This is a genomic window from Granulicatella seriolae (genome assembly GCF_024543085.1).
Classification (GTDB): Bacteria; Bacillota; Bacilli; order Lactobacillales; family Aerococcaceae; genus Granulicatella; species Granulicatella seriolae.
Map to the genome: position 1 here is coordinate 400,949 of NZ_JANHNZ010000001.1, position 24,440 is coordinate 425,388.

General features: G+C 38.4%; 20 protein-coding genes. 4 read left to right on the top strand and 16 right to left on the bottom strand.

The features are described 5' to 3' along the window. Nucleotides 1-4: 4 nt before the first annotated feature. The 15 genes from pheS to NPA36_RS01860 all read right to left on the bottom strand — a co-directional run bounded on the left by pheS (nucleotide 5) and on the right by NPA36_RS01860 (nucleotide 18,184). Nucleotides 5-1,060 carry a phenylalanine--tRNA ligase subunit alpha gene (pheS, locus tag NPA36_RS01790; protein WP_256944404.1) on the bottom strand — a complete coding sequence of 352 codons (1,056 nt, stop codon included), beginning with the start codon at nucleotides 1,058-1,060 and terminating at the stop codon, nucleotides 5-7. Between the two features lie 430 nt (nucleotides 1,061-1,490). Beyond that, complete coding sequence (locus tag NPA36_RS01795) at nucleotides 1,491-2,009, bottom strand: HD domain-containing protein (RefSeq protein ID WP_256944405.1); 519 nt, start codon at nucleotides 2,007-2,009, stop codon at nucleotides 1,491-1,493. Between the two features lie 80 nt (nucleotides 2,010-2,089). Beyond that, complete coding sequence (locus NPA36_RS01800; protein ID WP_256944406.1) at nucleotides 2,090-2,863, bottom strand: TrmH family RNA methyltransferase; 774 nt, start codon at nucleotides 2,861-2,863, stop codon at nucleotides 2,090-2,092. Between the two features lie 136 nt (nucleotides 2,864-2,999). Continuing rightward, nucleotides 3,000-4,301 carry a murein hydrolase activator EnvC family protein gene (locus NPA36_RS01805; protein WP_256944407.1) on the bottom strand — a complete coding sequence of 434 codons (1,302 nt, stop codon included), beginning with the start codon at nucleotides 4,299-4,301 and terminating at the stop codon, nucleotides 3,000-3,002. 708 nt (nucleotides 4,302-5,009) lie between these two features. Beyond that, nucleotides 5,010-6,419, bottom strand: a complete 1,410-nt coding sequence (gene pepV / locus NPA36_RS01810) for a dipeptidase PepV (protein WP_256944408.1) — start codon at nucleotides 6,417-6,419, stop codon at nucleotides 5,010-5,012. A gap of 178 nt (nucleotides 6,420-6,597) precedes the next feature. Further along, nucleotides 6,598-8,259: a sensor histidine kinase gene (locus NPA36_RS01815; RefSeq protein WP_256944409.1), complete on the bottom strand. Its 1,662-nt coding sequence runs from the start codon at nucleotides 8,257-8,259 to the stop codon at nucleotides 6,598-6,600. Further along, nucleotides 8,246-8,941 (bottom strand): response regulator transcription factor, encoded by a 696-nt coding sequence (locus tag NPA36_RS01820; protein ID WP_256944410.1) that lies wholly within the window; start codon nucleotides 8,939-8,941, stop codon nucleotides 8,246-8,248. The genes NPA36_RS01815 and NPA36_RS01820 overlap by 14 nt, the downstream gene beginning before the upstream one ends. Nucleotides 8,942-8,998: 57 nt before the next feature. Further along, entirely contained in the window at nucleotides 8,999-10,402 is a 1,404-nt protein-coding gene (locus tag NPA36_RS01825; protein ID WP_256944411.1) for an ABC transporter permease, read from the bottom strand. Continuing rightward, complete coding sequence (locus tag NPA36_RS01830) at nucleotides 10,362-11,927, bottom strand: COG1361 S-layer family protein (protein WP_256944412.1); 1,566 nt, start codon at nucleotides 11,925-11,927, stop codon at nucleotides 10,362-10,364. The genes NPA36_RS01825 and NPA36_RS01830 overlap by 41 nt, the downstream gene beginning before the upstream one ends. After that, a complete protein-coding gene (locus NPA36_RS01835) occupies nucleotides 11,920-12,642 on the bottom strand; it encodes an ABC transporter ATP-binding protein (protein ID WP_256944413.1) in 723 nt (240 codons plus the stop codon). Before NPA36_RS01835 ends, NPA36_RS01830 begins: the two co-directional genes overlap by 8 nt. A gap of 418 nt (nucleotides 12,643-13,060) precedes the next feature. Beyond that, nucleotides 13,061-13,360, bottom strand: coding sequence for a rhodanese-like domain-containing protein (locus tag NPA36_RS01840; RefSeq protein ID WP_256944414.1), 300 nt, complete (start codon nucleotides 13,358-13,360; stop codon nucleotides 13,061-13,063). A 23-nt stretch (nucleotides 13,361-13,383) separates the two neighbouring features. Beyond that, nucleotides 13,384-14,115, bottom strand: a complete 732-nt coding sequence (locus tag NPA36_RS01845) for a pseudouridine synthase (RefSeq protein ID WP_256944475.1) — start codon at nucleotides 14,113-14,115, stop codon at nucleotides 13,384-13,386. 7 nt (nucleotides 14,116-14,122) lie between these two features. Further along, nucleotides 14,123-15,817, bottom strand: coding sequence for a putative polysaccharide biosynthesis protein (locus tag NPA36_RS01850; RefSeq protein ID WP_256944415.1), 1,695 nt, complete (start codon nucleotides 15,815-15,817; stop codon nucleotides 14,123-14,125). A 592-nt stretch (nucleotides 15,818-16,409) separates the two neighbouring features. Then, nucleotides 16,410-16,772, bottom strand: a complete 363-nt coding sequence (locus NPA36_RS01855) for a hypothetical protein (RefSeq protein WP_256944416.1) — start codon at nucleotides 16,770-16,772, stop codon at nucleotides 16,410-16,412. Continuing rightward, complete coding sequence (locus tag NPA36_RS01860) at nucleotides 16,769-18,184, bottom strand: Y-family DNA polymerase (protein WP_256944417.1); 1,416 nt, start codon at nucleotides 18,182-18,184, stop codon at nucleotides 16,769-16,771. Before NPA36_RS01860 ends, NPA36_RS01855 begins: the two co-directional genes overlap by 4 nt. Before the next feature lie 275 nt (nucleotides 18,185-18,459). Between NPA36_RS01860 and NPA36_RS01865 the strand changes: the two genes are divergently transcribed. Beyond that, on the top strand, nucleotides 18,460-19,842 hold the full coding sequence (locus tag NPA36_RS01865; protein WP_256944418.1) for a glycoside hydrolase family 1 protein: 1,383 nt from the start codon (nucleotides 18,460-18,462) through the stop codon (nucleotides 19,840-19,842). Here NPA36_RS01865 and NPA36_RS01870 read toward each other — a convergent pair. Then, nucleotides 19,836-20,630, bottom strand: a complete 795-nt coding sequence (locus NPA36_RS01870; protein ID WP_256944419.1) for a MurR/RpiR family transcriptional regulator — start codon at nucleotides 20,628-20,630, stop codon at nucleotides 19,836-19,838. The two genes, NPA36_RS01865 and NPA36_RS01870, sit on opposite strands and share 7 nt — an antisense overlap. A 28-nt stretch (nucleotides 20,631-20,658) precedes the next feature. Here NPA36_RS01870 and NPA36_RS01875 point away from each other — a divergent pair, with 28 nt between their 5' ends. Genes NPA36_RS01875 through NPA36_RS01885 form a run of 3 tightly spaced genes read left to right on the top strand, consistent with a single transcriptional unit; the run spans nucleotide 20,659 to nucleotide 24,240 of the window. Continuing rightward, a complete protein-coding gene (locus tag NPA36_RS01875; protein ID WP_256944420.1) occupies nucleotides 20,659-21,972 on the top strand; it encodes a PTS sugar transporter subunit IIC in 1,314 nt (437 codons plus the stop codon). After that, complete coding sequence (locus NPA36_RS01880) at nucleotides 21,962-23,326, top strand: glycoside hydrolase family 1 protein (RefSeq protein ID WP_256944421.1); 1,365 nt, start codon at nucleotides 21,962-21,964, stop codon at nucleotides 23,324-23,326. Before NPA36_RS01875 ends, NPA36_RS01880 begins: the two co-directional genes overlap by 11 nt. A 14-nt stretch (nucleotides 23,327-23,340) precedes the next feature. After that, nucleotides 23,341-24,240 carry an ROK family protein gene (locus tag NPA36_RS01885; protein ID WP_256944422.1) on the top strand — a complete coding sequence of 300 codons (900 nt, stop codon included), beginning with the start codon at nucleotides 23,341-23,343 and terminating at the stop codon, nucleotides 24,238-24,240. The last annotated feature ends 200 nt before the right edge of the window (nucleotides 24,241-24,440 follow it).

A 24,440-nucleotide genomic window follows, 5' to 3' on the forward strand; every position in this document is an offset into this window, starting at 1 on the left:
CTGTTTATTCCTTTCCAGTGAATTGACTTAAGAAGCGAATATCGTTGGTATAGAGGGCACGAATATCCTCGATACCATATTTCAGCATAGCCACACGGTCTTGTCCCAACCCAAAAGCGAATCCACCATAGACGCTAGAATCAACACCAGCTGCTTCCAAAACGTTAGGATGGACCATTCCAGAACCTAGGATTTCAATCCAACCGCTACCTTTACATACAGAACAACCTTGCCCACCACATTTGAAACAAGAAATATCCACTTCCAAAGATGGTTCGGTAAATGGGAAATAACTAGGACGCAGACGAACTTCACGATCCTCACCAAATAGGTGCTTAGAAAATGCCTCTAAGGTACCAATCAAGTCAGCCATAGTAATATTCTTGTCCACCACTAAACCTTCAACTTGATAAAATTGATGAGAGTGAGTTGCATCATCATTGTCACGACGGAAAACCCGTCCCGGACTAATCATTTTTAAAGGCCCTTTTGTAAAATCATGCTTCTCCATGGTTCTTGCTTGTACAGGAGAGGTTTGGGTTCGTAACAAATAATCTTGTGTGATATAAAAGGTATCTTGCATATCTCTAGCCGGATGGTCTTTTGGAAGATTCATCATCTCAAAGTTATAGTGGTCTGACTCGACTTCTGGCCCTTCAACCACTTGATAGCCCAGACCAATAAAGAAATCTTCTACAAGGTCAGAAACTTGAGCTAAGACATGAGAAGTACCACTAACTAACGGTCTGCCCGGTAAAGTAACATCAATTTTTTCATCCTCTAACGCTTGAAGTAAAGCAGCTGCTTCCAAACTTTCTTTAGCCTTACTTAGCTCTTCTTCAATTCGCTTTCTTAACTCATTAGCTAAGGCACCAACTTGTGGTCGCTCGCTTGGGTCTAAGTTCTTCACATTGCGTAGAATCTCAGTGATAGGGCCTTTCTTCCCTAAATATTGAATTCTAACTTGTTCTAAACCCTGAAGGTCACTAGCAGTCGCAATAGCTGTCAAAGCCTGCTCTTGAATAGCTAGAAAATCATCTTTCATTACTTGTAAACTCATGAATATCCTCCTAAAATTTATTTTCTTTCTTAGGATTTAAGAGAAACAAAAAAGCCCCTCCTATTTCCATAGAAGGGACGTATTGATTACATTTTCATCAAATCGCGGTACCACCCTAGTTCCTATTATTCTAACATAATAGACACTCGAAACTAAATAACGGTTAGTAGCCGAAGTATGTTTTGGACATGTCCATTACCACACTCACTCAAGAAGTGAAAAGTTTATCGCTCTATCTAGTCAGCTTGCAGTCTATGGCTGACCTCCCTGTATCAAAAGATAATAAACCCGTTTCTATCAACGATTTTTATATTATTGCTTTATACTATCAAGAAAATGTACAAGCGTCAACCATCTTATCTAATCCATTTGCCAATAAATGTAAAAACTCAGATGAGTTCCCTAAGGAAAGCTCATCTGAGAAGATGGATTATTGTGTTTTAGAAGTTACTCTAACTCTTTCTTTACCACCATTGAACCAAGAAGCGATTTTTGCTTTCACTGGTGACAATACTTCTGTAATAGCACAGTATTTATCAACCAAGGATACAATGTAACTTTCCTTATATTTAGGAAAAGCCACTGTCGCTAACCACATATGCTTGATGATGATGTCTCTTTCTAAATCTGACAACTCAGTCAATTTCTCTGCATTTTGGCAGGCAATATGCGGATGAACAAAGGCATGGGTGCCTTCGTCAAATTTTGTGGTGCGCCAATCGTAATAGAACAAGTCGTGTAACAGACCAGCACGTGCAACGGCACGTGTATCTAAGTCTAGTTTTTTAGCCACTAGATAGCTCCTATAGGATACAGAAAGTGAATGATCTAATCGATTGGTGGTGTAATGGTGTGTGTAATTCACGAGCGTTTGAACTTCTTCATATTGAAGTAAATCTTCAATTAAGGCACAATACTCCGAATCTTTTTTCCATTTTTCTTGATGCATGAAAAATCCCCTTTGTATTGGTCTATTACATAATCATTATAAGCCGTCCAGATAAAAAATACAAAACAAAGATGCTATGCTTACAAATTCTTAATACTTTCTTGTGCTTTATAAGTCAATAAAGCCGCTGCTACACCAACATTCAAAGACTCTGCTTTACCATAAATAGGGATCATGACCTTCTCGGTGCAAAGCTGTAAAACATCTGTAGAAATACCATTGCCTTCATTGCCTACAATAATCGCTAAATGGTCATGTCCTGTCACAATCTGATAGTCCCTTGCCTGATTATCCAAGGCTGAACCAAAAATTGGGTAGCCTGTTTTAGCATATTCTACTAGCCACTCTCGTAAGTCAGTTCTAAAAATAGGAATATGGTATTGGCTACCTTGCATGGACCGCAAAACCTTATCATTGTAAAGATCCACGCTTCCCTGACCTACAATAACAGCTGTAAAGCCCGCTGCATCAGCTGTACGAACTATGGTCCCCAGATTTCCCGGGTCTTGAACAGCATCTAGCACGAGATATTTCCCTTGTAAATTTTGATCAAGAGAAACTTCCTCCATATCTACTAAGGCGATTATCCCTTGATTGGTTTCGGTTGAGGACAAGAACTCCATCACTGAAGGCGATAGTAGAATAATGTTATAGGTAAGAACTTCATAATCTTTCAAATAAGAGAAATCCTCAGAAATAAAAAGATATTTGATAGCAGCATCAGCCTTTATAGCTTCGTCCACCAAATGGATGCCTTCCAGTAAATATGCTGCTTGAGCTTTACGACCCTTACTGGATTTCAGTTTATTGACTTGTTTAATCATTGCATTTTTTGTTGACCGTATGATGTTCATAACTAAACACGACTCCCTAATAAATTAATCTTCATCTCGCATTATAGCATAAGTAGCCACAAAACATACATAAGCTCCGCAACAGTTATAATAAAAAAGCAAGCAGCCTCAACCCTGAGACTACTTGCCATAAGTTTTATAGATAATTAAGTGGGTCAACATTTGAACCATTGATAATCACTTCAAAGTGTAAATGAACCCCAGTTGAATAACCAGTTGTTCCCATAACACCTAATTTTTGACCTTGTGACACAGATTGTCCAGCTGAAACAGATAAGCCAGAAACCATGTGAGCATAAAGTGTCTTAGTTTGAGCACCATTCATATTGCCATGATTGACGATAACATAATAGCCATAACCGCTATTGTATCCAGCAAATTCAACTGTTCCATCTGCTACAGAGACGATATTCCCTGAACCAGCAATATCTAATCCAGTATGCCAAACTGTTGAACTACCACCAAATGGATCTGGTCTCCAACCATAGTAAGACGAATAATATCCGCTTGCTGGCATCACAAATCCAGAACTTGTTGCTGGTTTGCTCGTAGTTGTGCTGGTGTTTGTTTGGCTTGAAGTGCTTGTAGTAGCGACTACTGCTGGACGGCTAGCTGCTTGCTCTGCTTCAATACGTGCTAATTCAGCTGCTTGTTGTCTTTCTAACTCAGCTTGACGACCTTTTTCTGCTTCAATGGCACTTGCCAAAGTAGATGTTTTCTCATTAATACTTGCTTGTTTTTGCGCTAAAGAAGCAGCTTCTTCTTGCGTTAAGTTAACAGTTGCTGCAATTTGACTAATTTTAGCGTCAACTTCACTCTTTTGCGCAATAACATTGCTTTTAGATAGTTCAATGCTTTGTTTTAAGCTTTCAATTTCTTGGCGCTCAATTTCAACTTGTGCTTGTTTTTCTTCTAAAAGTTTCTGGTCAGTTTCTTGACGAGTTAATGCATCTTTGTTGGCAGAAATAATGGTTGTTAACGCACTTGCTCGATTGAATAAATCCGTTAAGTCTTCGGCATCAAAGAGCATTTCAATCATTCCTTGTGCGCCGGCATCAGTTTGAACTTTACGAGCTTGCGAATGCAAAGCCTTTGTTCTTTCTGCAATGATTTTTTCTAATTTAGCTATTTCTGCTTTTAATGTCTCTATTTTTTGATTGGTTTCATCCAATTTGATTTCTTGTTGTGTTAATTGATCGACCAATTCTGAAATACGTTCTTGCATTTGACTTACTTCGCCTTCTAATACTGATTTAGAAGTTTGTAATTGGTTGATTTGATTAGTTTTATCATTAAGTTCTTGTTCCACGCTTGAAGATTGTTCTTGCAGTTGAGACTGTTGTGCCTGCATTTCCTCAATGGTTTCTGCTTGAACTGGTTGAGTAAGTAGTACACTCGTTAAGGCCATAGCCGATAATGAAAATATAAATCGTTTCATAAGTTATTGTTCTCCTTTTCCTAGTGACTTAAAAAAGTATAACATAAGAAAGCCAGTTATGGGTTAAGGTTATGTAACAAGTGTCTTGCCATATATTACAATCAGGTTTCACATTTCTTATGCTTTTCTTTATTTTTTCTTAATTTGTTTGGTCACATTGGATGCGCAAAAAGTCCGTAATAAAACAAAAGCATTCTAAATCATAAAATAGTTCCCCAGAAATCTATCAGAAATGGGAACGGCGGCATCGCCGTGAGCCTTGGTCTTTCGACTTAGCTATCTACGTATCTGTAAAGGGCTGGGCAAAAAGTCCAGATTGCTATTAAAACAAAAGAGTTTTGCGAAAATTTTATCAGAAATAACGGTGTATAAGCATAGTTGGCGTACAGTGGATGTTTGGCGCTTTCGCCAATTACAGCCACGTAGACAGCTAAGCCAGTGAGACCTCGGCTCATGGCGGTGCCACCGTTCTTATTTCTGATAAAATTTTCGCAAAACTCTTTTGTGCTTTTAAAAAAAGATATTAGTCATTATGGACTTTTTGCCCAGCCCCAAAATCACTATACGTCAGTCATGCTCTATACCATCATTCCCAACAGTGAAACTGGAGAGTCGATTTTCTATGGAAGATATACTTATTAACCTCTTCTACTATAAATAAAAAGCACCAGGCGAAACATCACCTGGCACCATTTTGTATAGATAGTTTTATTTGGTTAATTCATAAATCGCTTCTGCATAGATGGCTGCTGAACGCAATAAGTCGTCCATGGTCATGAACTCATTAGCCTGATGCATTGTATCTTCATAACCGGGGAACATAGCACCATAAGCAACCCCACGCTCGAAAATACGGCCATAAGTACCACCTCCAATAGATTGCTCGTGAGCTGGCAAACCAGTTTGGCGATGATAAACATCTAGCAGCGTTGACACCAATGGGTCTTCCGGAGACACATAGTGAGGTGTTTGTGTCTTACCTCTTCCAACAGTCATACCATAAGAGGCCACCGCAATCTCTGTTTTAATCTCTAATCCCTCAGCACTCAATCCTTGTGGGAATCTAAAGTTTAAAACAATCGTACCGCCCAACTCAGGAGTATAGGTGAAAATACCTGCATTCATGGTCAAAGGCCCCATCACACTATCCGTATAGGCTAACTTCAACTTAGTTGCAAAAGGATCATCATGGAGTAATCTAGCCGTTAAGTCCAAATATTTTTTAGCTGTCCCTTGGAAATTATAGCCATTGAGGAAGACTGCCAAATAAGTTCCAGCATTAACTCCAGCTTCTGGATGAGACCCGTGAGCTGATTTACCAATCACATCTAGAACGACTAGGTTATCATTAACCTCAACCGTTCCAAGAATTGGGTTAACTGCTAAAAAGGCTTGGAATTGGTCAGCAAATTCATATGGGTTAGGAACTAAAACTTCCGCATGCGCGTCTTGAGGAACCATATTTTCACGCAACCCAGCATCAAAGCTAAGCAAACGATAGTCCCCTTCTGGTTGATTCCCATGCGTTTCTAGATGGAGTGAGACAATTCCTTTTTCACCATTAATGATGGGAAATTCAGCGTCTGGAGAAAATCCAAAGGTTGGCATCTCTTCCGTTTTAAAATAACGGTCCATACATTTCCAACCAGATTCCTCATCCGTACCAATAATAAAACGCACTCGTTTTTGTAGCGGTAAGCCAAGATCTTTGATAACTTTTAAGGCATAATAAGCTGCCATACTCGGTCCCTTATCATCACTTGAACCACGAGCAAAAATTTTGCCATCAATAATCTGTGGCTCAAATGGGTCCGTATTCCAACCGGTCCCCGCTGGAACAACATCAACATGGCCTAAAACTCCTAACGTTTCTGTAAAATCAGGGTTTGGTGCATACTCAATATGTCCTGCCAAATTACCGACTTGCTTGGTGACAAAACCATCTCTTTCTGCAATTGCCAAGAATTTTTCTAACGCTTCTTTTGGTCCAGGTCCAACAGGTTGATCCTCATTAGCTAATTCATCATTACGAACACTATCAATACGAAGCAAATCAAACAAGTCAGCCAATAAGTCTTCCTTGCGATCTTCGATTTCCTTTTTCCAGTTAATTTCCACTGTGCTTCCCCCATTCTCTTCTTAGTCAAACTTTCTTCTTCCATCTTATCACTTTTTCCAACTGAGTAAAAACAATTACAGCCATTTCTCAAAAAAAGATGGCTAGAAGATAAGCCATCTTTTATGATTTAGAAACTAATTTTATTTAGTAGAGACATCTCCCCCAATTGCTTTAACCTCATTCTCTTCTAGCCACACGATTCATGACAGGCAGAACAATCCGGAATTCTGTTTTGTAGTTAGCACATCTTGGTTGGATTAAGTCAATAGTACCACCATGCTCCTTAATAATTTGCGCTACAATAGCCAACCCTAACCCAGAACCTTGCCCATTAGAACGAGCTTCATTCCCCGTAACAAATGGTGCAAATAAACTTTGAGACTTTTCGATAGGAAGGCCAACGCCATCATCCGCTATATAACAAATAAGTTCTTCGTCACTTTTTGTAATTTCAAATAAAAGCGTAGTCCCTGGTGGATTATACTTAAGAAAATTCCCTAGCAAATTATCCAAAGACCTAGTGAAAATAGCAGGATCAATCTCTACATTGATACTTTCTTCTGGAATTAAAACTTCCAAACCATAACCAGCAATCTCAAACTCATTGTAAGCCGAGGCAATATAAGACCTAGCAAACTCACAAAAATCCAACGCCTGCTTATGAAGTTGAAATTGCGGGTGTTGTATCTTACTGTATTCATAAAATGAATTGATAAGCTGATTTAAAATAGATGATTTGCTATAAATGGTTTCCAAATATTTAGTTTGCTTATCTCCTTCTACCAATCCATCAACAATGGCTTTAGAATATCCTTGAATCACCGTAATCGGTGTTTTTAAGTCATGAGAGATATCTGCTAACATTTTTTGCTTTTCTTCTTCTAGAGTCTTCCTCTTCAACTCACTAACCCTTAGTTGGTCAGCCATTGTATTAAAACTATTACAGATATCAACAAACTCTTTAGGTCCTTCGTAATTCACACGGCTATCCGATTGACCTTGAGCTAGGCTTGAAATCGCTTGGTCTAAGAGTTTCAAGGGACGATTAACTTTTCGGCGAAAGAAAAATACAAAAACAATCAGTAGCGTAATATAGATAGTCAAAAATATGACTGTTCCTATGATAATAATCTGGTCGAAACGTCTAGATTCTCTCTCCGAATAATAAGGTTGATAGACCAAGAGCGTTTTTTCTTCCCCATTAGAGTCTTTAAATCCATAGTAACTCATCAAATAATCTGATTGATAGGTTTGCGTTAGAAGTTGATAATCCTTTTCCGTTAACTGCTTTTTTTCCAAGGCTAAGCTGGTCGATAGAATCGTTCTATCCTTTGCCATCAAAACAAAATCAACTTGTTCAGAAGCCCCAAAATAACCAAAGCTACTACCATCTACCGTTGCGGCATCCGCTTCTTGCATAATTTCCACAAGAATTTGTTCCTGCCCATTTTCACCAATAAACTGACTAATTTGGCTATATTGATTTTTACCAAACTTAGGAATTAGGGTTAATTCTTCACTGGTAAAACTATCATCTTTATGAATGGAACTATTGTAGATAACGTGACCATTTTTATCTAAAATTTCAAAATAGCTATCTGTTCCCAACACTTTGTCACTAGGAAATTTTTTATAGTCTTGCTTTTCCAAGAAGTGTTTGTAGCGTTGCAATTGATCCTCTCTTTGTATAAGGGTCATATTGTTCAAAGCAAGGCTAGTTAAACCGAAAATAGCAATGGCTGTGACAACAATGATTAAGGTAAACCAGATATAATTCCGCATTAAAAGTGCGGTTAAACTCCCTTTTTCTTTTTCACGTTCTTCCCTAGGTTTTCTCAATCTTATACCCTACTCCCCTAACCGTTTTTATGTACTGAGGATTTCTAGAATCATCCTCAATCTTATCCCTCAGGTTGGAAATATGCACCATCATGGTATTGTCATCACTAACATAATCTTGTCCACTCACTTGTTCATACAGTTGAACCTTGGTAAAAATATGTCCTGGAGACTTCATTAGCATCGCTATTATCTTAAATTCAGTAGCTGTTAAAGCAATTGGTTGCCCATTCTTTTCTAAACTAGCTTTTTCCATATTAAGACTTAATTGACCTAGAGTTAGGGTACTGAGCACTTGATTGTTGCTAGCGCCTAACTCATAATAACGCCGTAAATTTGATTTGATACGAGCGATAATCTCAAGTGGGTTAAATGGCTTGGTCATGTAGTCATCCGCTCCCATGTTAAGTCCCAATATTTTGTCCATGTCTTGTGTTTTAGCTGATAGGATTAAGATCGGAACATTACTTTGCTCGCGAATGGCTTTGGTAACATCATAGCCGTTCAACTCTGGCATCATAATGTCTAAAACCACCATGTCAATATGGTGTTGTTGAAATAGCTTGATGGCTTCCGTACCATTACTAGCTGCATAAACTCTATAATCCGCACTTTCTAAATACAAAGTTAATATCTCGATAATATCTTGGTCATCTTCTGCAATCAGTATTGTATAAGACATCTTATCCCCCCTTATTTTGATTTGATTATATCATATTTCCGCTTGACTGAAACTAACCTATCCATTAATAGCAACCAAAGGACTAAGTTTCATGGCTCGTAACGCTGGGAAATAACCAGCCAGCATCCCAATCAGAATAGAGAATCCAACCGAAACTAGAACTAACCAAATAGGAATTTGTGACAAACTGCCACTAACGCCTATACCCTCTCCCGCTCCAGCTGCAAAGGTATTAATCATGAATGACACGATAAAACTTAATACATTGCCAAGAAAGCCACCCAAAAATCCGATAAAGGCTGCTTCAATCAGAAACATTTGCTGGATATTTTTTAAGCTACACCCTAACACCTTGATAACGCCGATTTCTTTGGTTCGTTCATAAATGGACATCATCATGGTATTGGTGATACCGATAGCTGCAACAAAGAGAGACACTGCCCCAATGGCAGCCAGAACCCCTTGAATAGTAGCAAATTGTTTCTTACTAGAATTAATCAGTTCCATGTTGCTGCTGACCTGATAGCCCAAAGACTTAACTTCTTTCATTATGCTGTCCACATGCTCTACGTTATCAGCTTTCAACACGATACTTGAATAAACCAGATAAGGATACGGTTTCCCTCCTTTTCTCGTTGGTTGCCCTGGAAGGACACCATTTTTCATTTGTTTTTTCAAAACCCCTAATAAGTTTTCCATTGGAACATAGACATTATTCGAATAGGAAGTCCATTCACTACTGGTTCCTTTTAAGATACCACTAGCCTTTACCAAATATTTCTTAGCTGGTTTAACAGATGTAGCTAAGCTCATGGTAGATCCCATTTCTTGGCTACTTCCATCACTATTATAATCTGTGATGCTCAAGAAAACAGAGTCTTTGGTAAAGTCAACTGGGCTTTTAGGATCTGTTGTTTCTGAATCATCTGTATACATGCCTAAGCCTTCTTCATTTCCCTTCTCATGAAAATTATTGGCTACCATGTTCCCTACTAGTAGTTCCATATTAGCAGATTGATTATTTGGTAGACTACCACTTGCTAAAGGGAAGTTTAGATCTTTTATAGCTTGTTCGCTCATACCGGTTAACTGTACGCTTGCTGTGTATGCTCCTTTTTGCAATTGAGCAGGGACTGTTAATATTGGAGAAAGAGATTTGACGTGAGCGATCTCCTGTAACTCTTTTATACTGGTATCAGTGACACGTTTTTCTTTTTTGGTGCTTTGCTTGCTAGTTGTTGCGTCCATGCCTAGATCAGTGGAGGTGACTGTAATATTGGTTAAACCACCTGATTCCTCAGCCGTTTTATAGACGGATTGTTGTAGCCCAATGCCTAAAGATACCATGACAACGATAGAGGCCGTTCCAATTACAACGCCTAATACGGTCAGCATTGTTCGTAGTTTTCTTCGAACTAGACTATTTTTGCTCATGACCAAAAGATCCATCAAACTCATCATCATCGACATCCTTTGCTTTCTTTTTTCTCATCCATAGCCATGCAGATATTCCTGCTACCAGTACAGAAGTAGCAATTACTATGGGTAGTATTGGGAAACCTGATTCCTTTGGTTCTTCTATTTCGCTCACATCTATCGGCGTACTGGCTATGACTTTCACTTCAAACTCTTTTTTGGTTTCAATCGTCTTGCCATCACTATCCTCATATTGGAAGACCAGATTGACTTTTTCTCCCTCTTTCGTTTCAGCCAAGCCTTTTAACATCATATCAATCGTTGCTGTAGCACCAGAATCAATATTTCCTAGAAAAATTTCATTTGCACTGACTGACTTGCTTTCAATTCGTACTTTTGCATTAAACAACTTGGTTTTCCCCAAGTTATATAGGTTGGTCGTTAGATTAGACTCTTGGTCGACTGTGATTTCTGTTGGAGTTAACTGAATAGCGGCAAACTCAAATCTTGCTGCTTGTTTGATAGGAATAGACAAACTAGAAGTAGCATCATATTGCGTACTATTGCTGTCTTCATATTTCATTGCTAATTCAATGCTATATGGTTTCTGAATCAAATCGTGCTTGGCATTTAATTCCATGGTGATCGTTTGTTCTTTACCGGCAGCAATGCTATCAATATAGATAGTATTCGCTCCTGATGACGCCAAGAAAGCTGGGCCTGTATTATCATCTTTCCCCTCTGTTGGTGCCGTAAAACCAACAATCATATTACGGACAGCTGTAGTGCTAGACGTATTTTTTACTTGGATACTTAGTTTAAAGTTAGAACCCGCCCTGACTTCTTTAGGGTCCGTTGTAAATCCCGTAACAATAACTCTTGGCACAGAGGAAGGACTAGCTGGCGTTCCACCACCACTAAAACTTACCTCACTATTCATAATGCCAGCTTCATTTGTGGTTTCATCTGTAGCAGCTGGTTCAGGCGCTGAGGCACTTATTGGCTTCTCCTCTTTGTCTTCTGCTTGAGAACTTTGAGAGGATGATAGATTTTTATCTGCTACTGTTTTGACATAAATATTTTTCTCAACTTCCTGCTGACTAGTCCCGTCAAAATAGCTAATGATAAAGATAAGGTTGTTGTAAGTAGAGCTAACATCTTGGCGAGCAGTAAACATCCATTCACTAGCCATGGATTGATTGGCAGCTAAGTCACCAATCGGATTACTATAGTCTTTATTTTCCAGTTCAAATGGCCATTCATTAGTGGCCGCTGAAACTTTGGGCCTGATACTAACTTTTGTCACCTTACTAGTACTTTTATTGGTTAGTTGTACACCTATCTTTTGGCTTTGACCTGCTTGAAAACTTGGAATGGCGGGACCAACTAGGCTCAATTGGAAATCCACCATTTGCGGACGACTAGGTTTTTCTGGCGGGATGGAACTTTCTGTAGATGAACTGTCTGGTTGGGAGCCATTTTCCTGTGCATAAATGGATATTGGTGATAAGCACAAAAGAAGACTGCTAAGCATACAAGATATTTTGATAACTTTTTTGACTTTATTCATTGATTGAAACCTCCATTTGACTAACTATATTTTCTTTAACCGTAATCGATACAATTTTGCCATCAATAATTTTAATGATGCGATTGGCGTAACTGGCTAGGGCATCATCATGTGTGACCATAATTAAGGTTCGTTTCTGTTTCTCGACAATTTCTTTCATCAGAGTCATGATATCTCTTGACGTTTTCGTATCCAAGTTACCAGTCGGCTCATCGGCAAAAATAATTTTCGGTTCCATCACTAAAGCTCTGGCTACCCCAACTCTTTGCTGCTGACCACCTGACATCTGAGATGGCATATGACTCATATGCTCTTGTAAATTCACTAAATCCAACATTCTTACTGCTTTTTTCTCCCTAACTTTTCGTGGAACTCCTCTAAAGCTTAAAGTCAAAGCCACATTTTCCAAAGCTGTCATGGTTTGTAGTAACTGATACGATTGAAAGATAAAACCAATATTATTCCTTCTAAAGCTGACCAATTCATCTTCTCCTAGTTTTTCCAAATGACGCTGGTTAACGATAATCTCCCCATGACTAGGCGGCTCCAAACCAGCTAATAAATTAAGAAGTGTTGATTTTCCTGAGCCAGATGTCCCAACAATAGCGCAAAACTCTCCTTCTAAAATTTCAAAATCAATCCCATCAAGCGCTTTAACCACTTCTTGCCCAACCTTATAATATTTGTAGACATTTTTAACTTCAATGACTTGCAAGAGAACACCTCCACATTCAAACTAGAACCAGTATACTCTTCCACTCTTAGTTAACCCTTTATGTAACCTTAATCTTCCTAAAGAATAAGAATTCTATAAAATGTCCGAAGTGGGCAAAAAGTCTGTATCAATAAAATTTATTCCTAAATCACAAAAGAGTTTCCTAGAACTGTATCAGAAATAAAAACGGTGGCACCGCCGTGAGCCTTGGTCTCATGGCGGTGCCACCGTTCTCATTTCTGGTAAGGGTTTCGCAAAACTCTTTTGCGATTTAAATATAAATAGTAATCATTATGGACTTTTTGCCCAGCTTCGCAAGCTGTCATCATTAAAGAAACACCTAGAATCAAGTTCTAATGAACATGGATTCTAGGTGTTTCTTTAACGTTTAATGATTAGATTCTAGTCTGACAAGGGCTTAATATTCCAATCTCCCTGGCCATTGACTGGTGCCTTCTGCTACATTTGTTACTGGAAACCCATTATTGACAAGAAACTGACAGGCTCGTTGAGAACTAACCCCTGTCTGGCAGATAATATAATTCATTTTTTCGGAATCAAATTTATCTAGTTCTTGCGCAAGATTTTCTAGAGGAACATTGATAGCTCTTGACACGTGTCCACTTGCATATCGATTAGCTGCTCTCACATCAAAAACGGCTAATTCCTGGTCTTGAACTAAGTCGTAAAAATCCTGAATGGAAATAGATGGGTACATAAAAAGCTCCTTTATCAAATGGTTTATATATCAGAATAATAGTTTTTTAACATGTTGCGTTCCTGATTGGTTAAAACACGAAAATCTCCTTTTTGCAAATTGGGGTCCAAATGTAAATCTCCCATGGATAAGCGTTGTAAATCCATCACCGTCTTGCCACAAGCTTTAACCATACGTTTAACTTGATGGAATTTACCTTCTTTAATGGTAATTTCTACTAGAGAAGTCTCTTCTATGGCATTGCTTTCCAAAATGCTCAATCTTGCTGGCATGCATTTGAAACCATCTTCCAAGACAATGCCTTCTTGAAACTTTTCTTGGTCCTCTTGAGTCATAATGCCTTGAACAAGAGCACGATAAGTCTTAGACACGTGCCTCTTCGGTGATAAAAGCGCATGGGCTAAACCGCCATTATTGGTGATGAGCAAAAGACCATGGGTATCAATATCTAACCGTCCTACCGGAAAAGCTTCTTTGACCACAGCGATGGAATCCAACAAGTCCATCACCGTTGCATGCTTGTCATCCTCCGTAGCACTAATGACCCCTTTTGGTTTATTGAGCATATAGTATACATACTTCTCATAGTGCACTGGTTCCTGATTTACGGTTACTGAGTCCACTTGTGTATCAATAGATTGTTTAGGACTGGTCACCACGTGTTCATTGACTCGAACGGATTTGCTTCGAATCAACTCTTTGACCTGACTTCGGCTACCAAAGCCACTATCTGACAGGTATTTATCTAGCCGCATCTTCATCTTACTTAATTCTCAACTTTCTACGAATGGTCTGACTGCGATCTCCCAACATATCATCTGCGATACGTGTTTTTAAGGAAGCAATAACGTAAACTCCCCCTCCAACCAGAGCAACTAAGATGACAATAATAAATGCCGTCACCTTTCGTTCTGGCGATAACACCAGACTAGCTGGACGCAAGGTCAGATAAGCAGAAACTGCCATCAGAGCCGTTAAGCCTGAAATTTTTAGAACATCAAACATAGTTCCTTTCAAATCAAACTTCGTAATGCGATATAGTTGGGCTAACATATAAACAGATGACACAGTAAAGGCCAAAGTCGTTGCCCAAATCGGTCCAGCCGTTCCTAGGAAATAGACACAGACTGGTTGCCATAACACTTTGATGAGAAGACCCATCGCCAAACCTTTAATGGCTTCCCCATGTTCTTGAATAGCCTGAAGCATAGCGCTCAAAATAGTGTATGCCCCTAAAATAATACTCATAATACAAGAGACAACTAATAATTCTGCTCCTAAAGGATTAGGAAAATAGAAAATATTATAAATCGGTTGTGCTACAATCGCCATCCCAATAGCTGCTGGGAACATGATAAAGGCATATAGACCTATATTTTTACGAATAATCAACTTGGTCTCAGCTTTGTTGCCAGCTGAGAAATAAGTCGCCAACAAGGGGATGGCTGCCGCAGCTAAGCTAACCGCTAAAGAAATGATAATCATAATTAACTTATTACCATTTGATGCAAAAAGAGCATAATGGATTTCGATATCTGCCGTACTTAATTGAGGCATCATCAGCTGTGCCAATTGTTTAAAAGAAAATTGGTCAACCAAATAAGCTAGTTGAATTCCTGACGTAATAATAACAAAAGGTATAGATTCGCGAATCATCTCGAAAATAATGATTCGTGTTGGTTGTTGCCGAACAGGCTTACTTTTGGCCATTAGTGTCTCTAAATACGGACGGTCTTGCCATAATTTCTTAAAGAGATAACCCATAGAAGCAATTGCCCCAACAAAGGCAGCAAAGGTAGAATGCGCTACAGCAACACTAAAATCACCATTTAAAACGATCATAATCATAAAGGTCATAACCAACATATAAATAATACGCACAACCTGCTCGATTAACTGGGAAATGGCAGATGGCGCCATATCGTTAAAGCCTTGATAATATCCTCTAAGCAGGCTCATGGCTGGAATAATGACGACTGCAGGAACTAGTGACCTAATGACTAGAGTTCCTTGTGCCACGTTCTCTGATACACCACCAGAAGCTAGCAAAGGTGCAGTTGCATACATAACGATACCAGAAATTATTCCAGCACCTAACATAAACCACATACTACTTCTAAAGAGCCGCCAACTTGTTTTGTATTCACCACGGGAGTTATAGTCTGCCACTAATTTAGAGATAGCAGATGGAAATCCCGCTGTAGAAATTTGCAAGAAAATCCCATAAATTCCATAACCTACTGTAAACAGAGCATTAGCCCTTTCAGAATCTACTTGGTTTCCCATCATCATGACCCATGGAATAATATATAATGCCCCCAGCAAGCGGGAAATCATACTCCCTGCCGTTAGCCAAGCTGAGCTTTTTAACATGGTTTCCTGAGAAGATTCATTGGACTGGTCCAAATCCGCCAATCCGTGTTTTCTTCTTGTTCTTTGTTCTTGGTTATCTGCCATTTCAAGCCTACTTTCTTCAATAAACAGCCATAAGGTTTCATTTGATTGCGTTTCTTCTCAAGATTACCTTATAACTACAAAAAATACTAGAGTATCATTTAAGGATTTAGCAAAAATTAATGCTTTTGTATCGCTTGTCATAATGTTTATTTTTTTCTACAAAGCACATTTTAGTTCAAACTATTACAAATTGTATCAATAAAGTTGAGTATGATTCAAGTATAAGGCAGATTTTATCAATTAAATAGCCGCACATATTAGAGCTTATAGCATACAACCATATAAAGTTTTCTTCAAAAAGGAGCTGAGCAAAAAGTCCTTGCTGCTATTTAAACAAAAGAGTTTTGCGAAAATCTTACCAGAAATAACGGTGCAAAGATAGCTGACGCACAGTGGATGTTTGGCGCTTTCGCCGATTACAGCCACGTAGACAGCTAAGCCAGTGAGACCTTGGCTCACTGCGGTGCCACCGTTCTCATTTCTGATAAGATTTTCGCAAAACTCTTTTGTGATTTAAAAATACATATTAGTCATTATGGACTTTTTGCCCAGCCCCATCAGCTCCAAATTAGTTATATTATTGTTTGTTTTTTTAGTTCTCAGTTATCGCCGCTACATCAATAGCTACGATATCGTCTATGTTGAGCATATAGTGTTTATTTGGTGATTGAATCCCTACCTGTTCCGGTGTCAACTGGGTAATGTATCCTGACACTGACTCTCTCTTGTTTTTCTTTATAACAATGAAATTTAAGGTCAGTCCATTAGAATAGGCTTGATTAAGTAGCAGCACTTTTTCTGATAATGGTAATGTCGCACTAAAATCAATAGTATGCCCTGTCTCGTTTAAAGCAGTAGAATGTTCCGACAAGAAAAAGCCCATCCATTTCGCCATTTTCCGGTCGTTGTATTCTCTTGCTGACTTGAATGGTAGGTAGGAGCGATCAACTGTCATGTTAACCCATCCAATCCGCCCGCTGAATGACCACCAATAAGCTTGCTTCTGGCTACACTTCGTGAACTCTCTAAAAGTGAGTTGGCTTTTTGGATGGAAAGGTAACCAAACTTATCTCTAATGTCATCGACAGTTTTTTCTAGTCTTTCTTGTTTTTCTACTTCTTCTATATCATCAAATAAGGAAAGAATAGTGTAGTTCTCATCAACTAAGCCATCATATCTAACTGAAATATTTCGAACTGCCCCATTAGAATAATTCTTTCTGAATAAAGATAAGACATGGTTAGTCAAGTCTCGACTGCTTTGACTTGGTTCGATTTTTTTCTGTACACTAATGGATTTTCTTCTTTCTTGTCGAGAAAATCCTATATAGATAGACACAACTGTAGCCTTACGGTGTCGCTTTCGCAATCGAATAGCCACTTGTTCTGCCATTTCGGATAAGACCAATTCAATGTCTCTTTGCTTTACATAGTCTTTTGGCAGAATTTGAGCATTGCCTAGTCCGGTACTTTTTGCTTGATAAGGTTCGATAACTTTGCTTTCATCAACACCATTTGCATGAAAAAATAGCTGTAGGCCTATAAGACCAAACTCTTTTTTTAATAGGTCTGGATTGGTATTTGCTAAATCCTTGATGGTATAAATCCCCATCTGCTTTAAGCGTCTCTCCGTTCGATGTCCAATTCCCCAAAAATCTGTCATAGGCTCAATCTTCCAAACTTTTGTTTCTACATCTTCATAAGACCAATTTGCACGCATGCTTTTAGTATGTTTAGCCTCATTGTCTAAGGCCAACTTGGCCAAAAGTGGATTGGCATTACTCATCCCTACTGTCGAATAAACTCCTGTCTTAGTCCAAATATCATGCTGGATATTACGAGATAAAAGGTCTAGTTTCTCTCTTTGAGAAAGACTTTTATCCTTAATAAAATAAGGTAGAGACCTCGTTAAATCAATAAATCCCTCATCAATAGAGTAAGGCAAGATTTCCTCTTTTGGCGCATAATTTTGAAAGATTTCTTGAATTTCTAAATTTCTTTGAATATAAAGCCCCATCCTAGGTGGAACAATCCAGGTTTGTTTGGCCCAACTTTCTATAAACTGAATATAATCTGCTGTTGGCTCTATACCCTGTTTTTTAGCTATGGCCCAACGAAATTTTCGTGTTTTCATATCAAATGGCAAATCGTTGCTACGACCAACATTATCTCTACCAAATACTTTTTTAAATGTTGGCGAACTAGCCAAAATTAATCCATTGGTATGGTCAGCTCGACTCATCACACACAGTGATGTTGTCAAAGGGTGTAATCCTCTGTCCACACATTCAACACTAGCATAGAAAGACTTCATATCGAAAAATGCAATGTCCGACTTAGGTTCTCTACTGTAATCAATCCATCCCATCGTTAAGACCCCTTTATTTGTTGTTTACTTTAATCACATTATACGAACTTATGTTCTGCTCTTCAAGGGGAACATGGTTTAAATTTCATAGATAGAGAGTTGATGGTGAACAATATACCTGTCGTGAATAATGCTTTATTTCTCTAGCATAAAACTTTCATGTTTACGAAACTTTTATCTTCTTTTTGAAAATCATACTACTATTCTGGCAACAAAATTAGCCTAGGCTTCTATATACTAAATACGAAGACATCAATAAAGAAGGAGGACTTTAAATGGAATTGAAAGCTATACCAAAAAATTTTATGTGGGGGGGATCTACTAGTGCTTTTCAAGTTGAAGGTGCCTATCAAGAAGATGGGAAAGGATTGTCTATCGCAGATATCCGATCGTTCACAAAAAGTGGACAACAGTTAGACACTAAGGAGACTGCAGATCATTACCATCATTGGGAAGAAGACCTTGAACTGATGCGAGAACTAGGTATGACCAGCTACCGGTTCTCCATTAGCTGGCCACGAATTTTTCCAAATGGCGATGAGACAACACCTAATCAAGCTGGCTTAGATTTTTACCATCAACTCATTGACCGGTTACTGGAATATGGTATTGAACCAATTGTAACTATGTATCATTTTGACCAACCAATTGGCCTTATCAAAAAATATGGTGGTTGGGCTAATCGTCAATCAGTGGCTGATTTTGTTAAGTATGCTGATTGCTTATTAACTGAATTTGGTGATAAAGTTCGTTACTGGTTAACCATCAATGAACAAGCCGTTTTAGTTGTTGCCTCAGATATGATAGGAATCCATCCTGATTTACCGGCAGAACAACGGTTCCAACTGGCCTTTCAAGCCAACTACCATATGTGGTTAGCACAAGCCATTGTTTATAAAAAGTTTCATCAACAATTTCCTAGTGGCTTTATTGGTCCAGCAGTTTCTTATATCACCACACTACCTGCCTCAAGAAAATCTTACGATATGATGGCGGCCAAACAATTGGAAGACTTTTACTCTTTTGCTCAAATGGATGTGGCATTAAAAGGTAAAATTCCAAAATACTTCCAGAACGAATTAACTAAGATGGGAATAACCATCACTACTCAAGTCGGCGATGAAGAAATCTTATCTAACGGCAGGGCAAATTACCTAGGCATTAACTGGTATTGTACAACCATTGTTGAAGCAAACATGGATATAGACGAAAAAGCCCCAATCCTTCAACGTATGAAACGTATTGAAGATCCGGACTTAGTATATACGAAATGGGGCTGGAATTTTGACCCAAGAGGCCTACAATATGGCTTAAGGCAATTAATGGATCGCTACGGTCAGATACCGATTGTCATCACGGAATGTGGTTGGTCTGAGGAAGAAACTTTAGAAGATGGGAAAGTTCACGATTCTCAACGAATTGCCTATTTGCAAGAACATATCCAACAAATGGCTTATGCTATGGAAGATGGCGTTAATGTTATCTCATTTAACCCTTGGTCCTTTATTGATTTGTTAAGTGTAGGTGATGGTATGGAAAAACGTTATGGCATGGTCTTTGTCGATCGAACAAATTTTGACAGCAAGGAACAAAAACGATATAAAAAAGACAGCTTTTATTTCTATCAACAATTAATAGCTAGTCATGCCAATCAATGATTAACGTGGAAAACAAAACGCCGAACAAAGTAGTCAGAAAACAAGCGTAATGGATAATTTCCTACATTCAAATGGCGCTGTGAGCAAAGATACAGTGTCTGTTTAAAGGCAAAAGAATCCATTGAATAATAGTTTTGGGTGATAAGAATCACCGGAACTTTACGTTTGAGTAAGCTTTGATAAAAGTCATTATACAAATGGAAAAAATTCCCATAGTTTGACAAAATGACTACTAAATCTTTATCTGTATAGGTCGTAGCAATTTCCTTAAATTTGACTTGCGTTTTCGGAACTTCTACTAGTTTTCCAGCTGCCAAACACCCCAACTGGATATCTGTTGCAATATAACTTGAATCACTATAACCAACAAAGGTCACCTTAGAAGCAGCTACTACAGCTTGAACAATCAAATCCACCTCTTCAGTTTTAACCGTTTGACGTGTATCTTCAAGTGACCGAATAATTTGCTCGGTATAGTCATAGAAAAATTGAGTAGGCTCACTCATTAGACGCTTGACTTCTCCTGCTGACATTCGTAAAAAAGAATTACGAGAAGAATCTCCGATAACTTGGAAATATTTTTTAAAACTTTTATAACTGTCAAAACCTAAAAAATGAGTGAATCTGGTGATGGTAGCTTTTGAGACAAAAGTTTTCTCTGAGAAATCACTAATCGAAAGCTCTGGTAGTTGCTTAATGTGATTAAGGGTAAACTCTACTAAGGTATAATAGGTACTTTCTTGAGACTCTTCATTAAAGTATTGAAATAATTTCATAATTGGTTCCATAACTTCCTCCATAAGAAAGGTGAAAAACATGAGTACAACTTATAATACGTTCCAAAATTTTATCGATAAAAAAATACTACCAGTAGCCATAAAATTCGCTGGTAACAAAACTATTCAGGCTATTTCAGGTGGATTAATGTACACTTTGCCGCTAACATTAGGAGCTTCCTTATTTTCTATTCTAGCAAATTTCCCAATTCCTATCGTTAATGAGTGGTTAAGTGGACTTGGAGTAACAACTCATTTTAATGCTGTAATGGGTGGGACCCTAAACGCTATTGCACTATTGATTGCGTTTTCTATACCCTATACTTACACAAAATTAGCGAACAAGTCAAGCGCAAATCCAATCATGGCGGCCTTCATCTCCTTCTCCTCTTTTCTTGTATTGATGCCTCAAACAATTGGAGATGCTGAACAGCCAATTGCTGCCTTATCTTATAACTATCTAGGTAGTTCTGGTATGTTCGTAGCTATTATCGTTGGTTTACTTGTCGCTAAAGCCTATATCGCACTGGTTCAAAACCAACGGCTATTGATAAAAATGCCAGAAGGTGTTCCACCCATGGTTTCCCAATCTTTTGAACCTTTAGTGGTTGCCTTAATCATCTTAATTGGAGTTGTAGCTGTCCGTATCGGTCTTAGCTTCACTCCCCTCAACAACATTTTCTCACTAGTTCAAATGGTCATTGGTGAACCGTTAATGAAATTAGGTAGTTCAGCACCAGCTCTCATCCTGATTACTGTCATTGCAAATGGGCTATTCTTCTTCGGGATTCACCCAAATGCCATCAACACTGCTCTTGTTCCTTTACTAATGAGTATGGCGCTAGCCAACGTTGAAGCTTTTCAAAAAGGTGTCACCATTCCTTATAAAGATATTATGATTTTGAATAGTTTCTTGAACAATGACGCCGTTGGAAGTACACTAAGTTTATTAATAGCCATCTTGATTTTCTGTAAAAGTCAACGCTATCGTTCCTTTGCAAAAGTAGCTATTATTCCAAACTTCTTTAATGTCAACGAGCCTGTTATTTTTGGTATACCAATCATGCTAAACCCTGTTTTATTAATTCCATTTTTATTAAGTACCGTGATTACAGCTTCTATGGGATATCTTGCTTCGATAACTGGCTTTATTTCTTATTACAATCCAATTATCGGTATGGGCTTACCATGGACAACACCAAAAATGTTCGCTAGTTTACTGTCAATGGGTTGGCAAGGGTTTGCTTTACGGATTATCTGCTTGGTTGTTATGGTATTCGTTTATCTGCCATTTATTAAAGCACTGGACCGCAAAGAATTAGAAAAAGAAAAGGAGATGCCAAATGTTCAATAAAGACTTCCTATGGGGGGCTTCCACCAGCGCCTATCAAGTAGAGGGGGCTTGGAACGAAGATGGTAAAGAGCCTTCTGTTCAAGACATCCGACAAGTACCTGAGGACACCACTGATTTTAAGGTCGCTGCCGATCATTATCACCGTTGGCAAGAAGACGTAGCTTTGTTCAAAGAAATGGGTCTAAAAGCTTACCGCTTTTCTATCTCTTGGAGCAGAGTCATGCCAAATGGTGCTATCAATCCTAAAGGTGTAGCCTTCTACCAACAACTGATTGATGAATTAACAGCTAATGGCATTGAACCAATAGTGACTGTCTTTCATTTTGATTTACCTGCTTCACTAAAAGAAAAAGGTGGTTGGAGCAACAGAGAAACGATAGATGCTTTTTGCAATTATTGCCATTTTCTTTTTGATACCTTTGGCGGCAAAGTGACTTATTGGCAAACGATTAATGAGCAAAATATGCTTACTTTGGCTGGCAAAGTGTTATCTGGAAACCAAAAATCATGGAAAGATATTTTCCAAGAAAATCATCATATGTTAGTCGCTCAAGCTAAAGTCATGGGTATTTATCATGATGGTAACTATCCAGGAAAGATAGGACCAGCACCGAATATTTGTGCTATCTATCCAGCAACGTCTTCAGCTGAAGATCAGCTAGCAGCTGACTATATGAGTGCTATCCGCAATTGGCTATACCTTGATGCAGCAGTATATGGTATCTATAATCAACAAGCTATGCAAATCTTACGCGCCCTTGATGCTGAGCCTTTTATCAGCGAGGAAGATCGTCAGATTATGGCCAACAACACTTGTGATTATATTGCCTTTAATTATTACAATACAGCCTGTGCTAAAGCCTCCCCTCTTGATTCAGAAACCAAGCAAGGTGATCAACAAAAAGGGTTCTCAGTTGCAGGATTTTTCACTGGTGTCGAAAATACAAATCTACCAAAAACAGAATTTGGTTGGGCAATCGATCCAGTTGGTTTAAGAGTGACAGCACACCAAATCTATTCTCGTTACCATTTGCCAATGTTGATTACAGAAAACGGTTTGGGTGGTCGTGATATTTTAGAAGCAGATGGGCACGTTCATGACGATTACCGGATTGCATATTTGCGAGACCATATTGCTGAGTTACAAAAATGTGTTGAAGATGGACTACCCTTTATTGGTTATTGCCCTTGGAGTGCTATTGATTTGATTAGTACCCACGAAGGCATGCGCAAACGGTATGGCTTTATCTACGTCAACCGTAGTGACTTTGACTTAAAAGATCTGAAACGGTACAAAAAAGATAGTTTTTACTGGTATAAAAAATTGATTGCATCTAATGGGCAAGAACGTTAGGAGATGTGAGAACGATGAACCTTTTTGTCATTGATGTCGGTGGAACATTTATCAAATATGCTGTTTACCAAAGTAAAACTCATGAACTAAGCCATAAAGGAAAGGTGCCAACACCAACCACTAATCAAACTGATTTTTTAACAGCCATCGAACAAGTGAAACATCAACTACCACTTAAAATTGATGGAATTGCTCTTAGCCTTCCTGGTACTATTGATACGGATACTGGTTATGTAAGCCAAGGTGGCTCCTTACGCTATAATGATCGCGTCAACTTAAAAGAAATTATGGAGGATTACTTTGCATGTCCAGTCACTATTGAAAATGATGCTCGTTGTGCTGCACTAGCCGAAATCTGGCAAGGAAATCTAAAAGGAGTTCGTCATGGTTTGGTCCTAGTTTTAGGAACAGGGCTGGGTGGAGCCATTGTCATCGATGGAAAAATCTACAAGGGGGCTCATCTCTATGCAGGCGAACTATCCATATTTTTGACCAAAAATATCCGAAAGCATGGTAATAGTGCCATATTAGGAATGCAGGTTAGTATTCCTCGTTTAATGAAACACTTGAACCAAGTACACAACACTAACCTAGATGGCATCACTCTTTTAGACCAAATTCAAGATGGAGACGCTGAATTACAAGTTGTCTTAGATGAGTATTTGGATCAATTTTCACAACAATTATTTAACTTTCAAATGTCCTATGATCCAGAAGTTATATTAATTGGTGGTGGAATCAGTCAAAATCCATATTTTTACAAGAGATTGCTAGAGCGCATGTCCTCTTTTTATGAACTCTTACCTATTCCAATTCCACATGTCGAAATTAAGAGATGCCGGTTTGAGAATGATGCAAACTTGCTCGGTGCTGTTAAAAATTTTATGATGTATGCTTCTGAAAGTAGATTGTAATAGAAATCCTATTATATGGATTTAGGCAAAAATCTATAAAGAATAAAATCTAACCCTAAATCACAAAAGAGTTTCCAAGAAATGGATTAGAAATCGAAACGGTAGCACCGTTATTTTTGATCCATTTCTCAGAAACTCTTTTGTTTTGTTATACTATAGACTTTTGCCTAACTCCATTTTAACTTCTAGGACTTTTTCCA

Bases quoted from the DNA above. Each gene is read 5' to 3' on its own strand.
- pheS (WP_256944404.1), bottom strand. From the start codon at position 1,060: ATGAGTTTACAAGTAATGAAAGATGATTTTCTAGCTATTCAAGAGCAG.
- NPA36_RS01795 (WP_256944405.1), bottom strand. From the start codon at position 2,009: ATGCATCAAGAAAAATGGAAAAAAGATTCGGAGTATTGTGCCTTAATT.
- NPA36_RS01800 (WP_256944406.1), bottom strand. From the start codon at position 2,863: ATGAACATCATACGGTCAACAAAAAATGCAATGATTAAACAAGTCAAT.
- NPA36_RS01805 (WP_256944407.1), bottom strand. From the start codon at position 4,301: ATGAAACGATTTATATTTTCATTATCGGCTATGGCCTTAACGAGTGTA.
- NPA36_RS01820 (WP_256944410.1), bottom strand. From the start codon at position 8,941: ATGTCTTATACAATACTGATTGCAGAAGATGACCAAGATATTATCGAG.
- NPA36_RS01825 (WP_256944411.1), bottom strand. From the start codon at position 10,402: ATGATGAGTTTGATGGATCTTTTGGTCATGAGCAAAAATAGTCTAGTT.
- NPA36_RS01830 (WP_256944412.1), bottom strand. From the start codon at position 11,927: ATGAATAAAGTCAAAAAAGTTATCAAAATATCTTGTATGCTTAGCAGT.
- NPA36_RS01840 (WP_256944414.1), bottom strand. From the start codon at position 13,360: ATGTACCCATCTATTTCCATTCAGGATTTTTACGACTTAGTTCAAGAC.
- NPA36_RS01845 (WP_256944475.1), bottom strand. From the start codon at position 14,115: ATGCGGCTAGATAAATACCTGTCAGATAGTGGCTTTGGTAGCCGAAGT.
- NPA36_RS01850 (WP_256944415.1), bottom strand. From the start codon at position 15,817: ATGGCAGATAACCAAGAACAAAGAACAAGAAGAAAACACGGATTGGCG.
- NPA36_RS01855 (WP_256944416.1), bottom strand. From the start codon at position 16,772: ATGACAGTTGATCGCTCCTACCTACCATTCAAGTCAGCAAGAGAATAC.
- NPA36_RS01860 (WP_256944417.1), bottom strand. From the start codon at position 18,184: ATGGGATGGATTGATTACAGTAGAGAACCTAAGTCGGACATTGCATTT.
- NPA36_RS01865 (WP_256944418.1), top strand. From the start codon at position 18,460: ATGGAATTGAAAGCTATACCAAAAAATTTTATGTGGGGGGGATCTACT.
- NPA36_RS01870 (WP_256944419.1), bottom strand. From the start codon at position 20,630: ATGGAACCAATTATGAAATTATTTCAATACTTTAATGAAGAGTCTCAA.
- NPA36_RS01875 (WP_256944420.1), top strand. From the start codon at position 20,659: ATGAGTACAACTTATAATACGTTCCAAAATTTTATCGATAAAAAAATA.
- NPA36_RS01880 (WP_256944421.1), top strand. From the start codon at position 21,962: ATGTTCAATAAAGACTTCCTATGGGGGGCTTCCACCAGCGCCTATCAA.
- NPA36_RS01885 (WP_256944422.1), top strand. From the start codon at position 23,341: ATGAACCTTTTTGTCATTGATGTCGGTGGAACATTTATCAAATATGCT.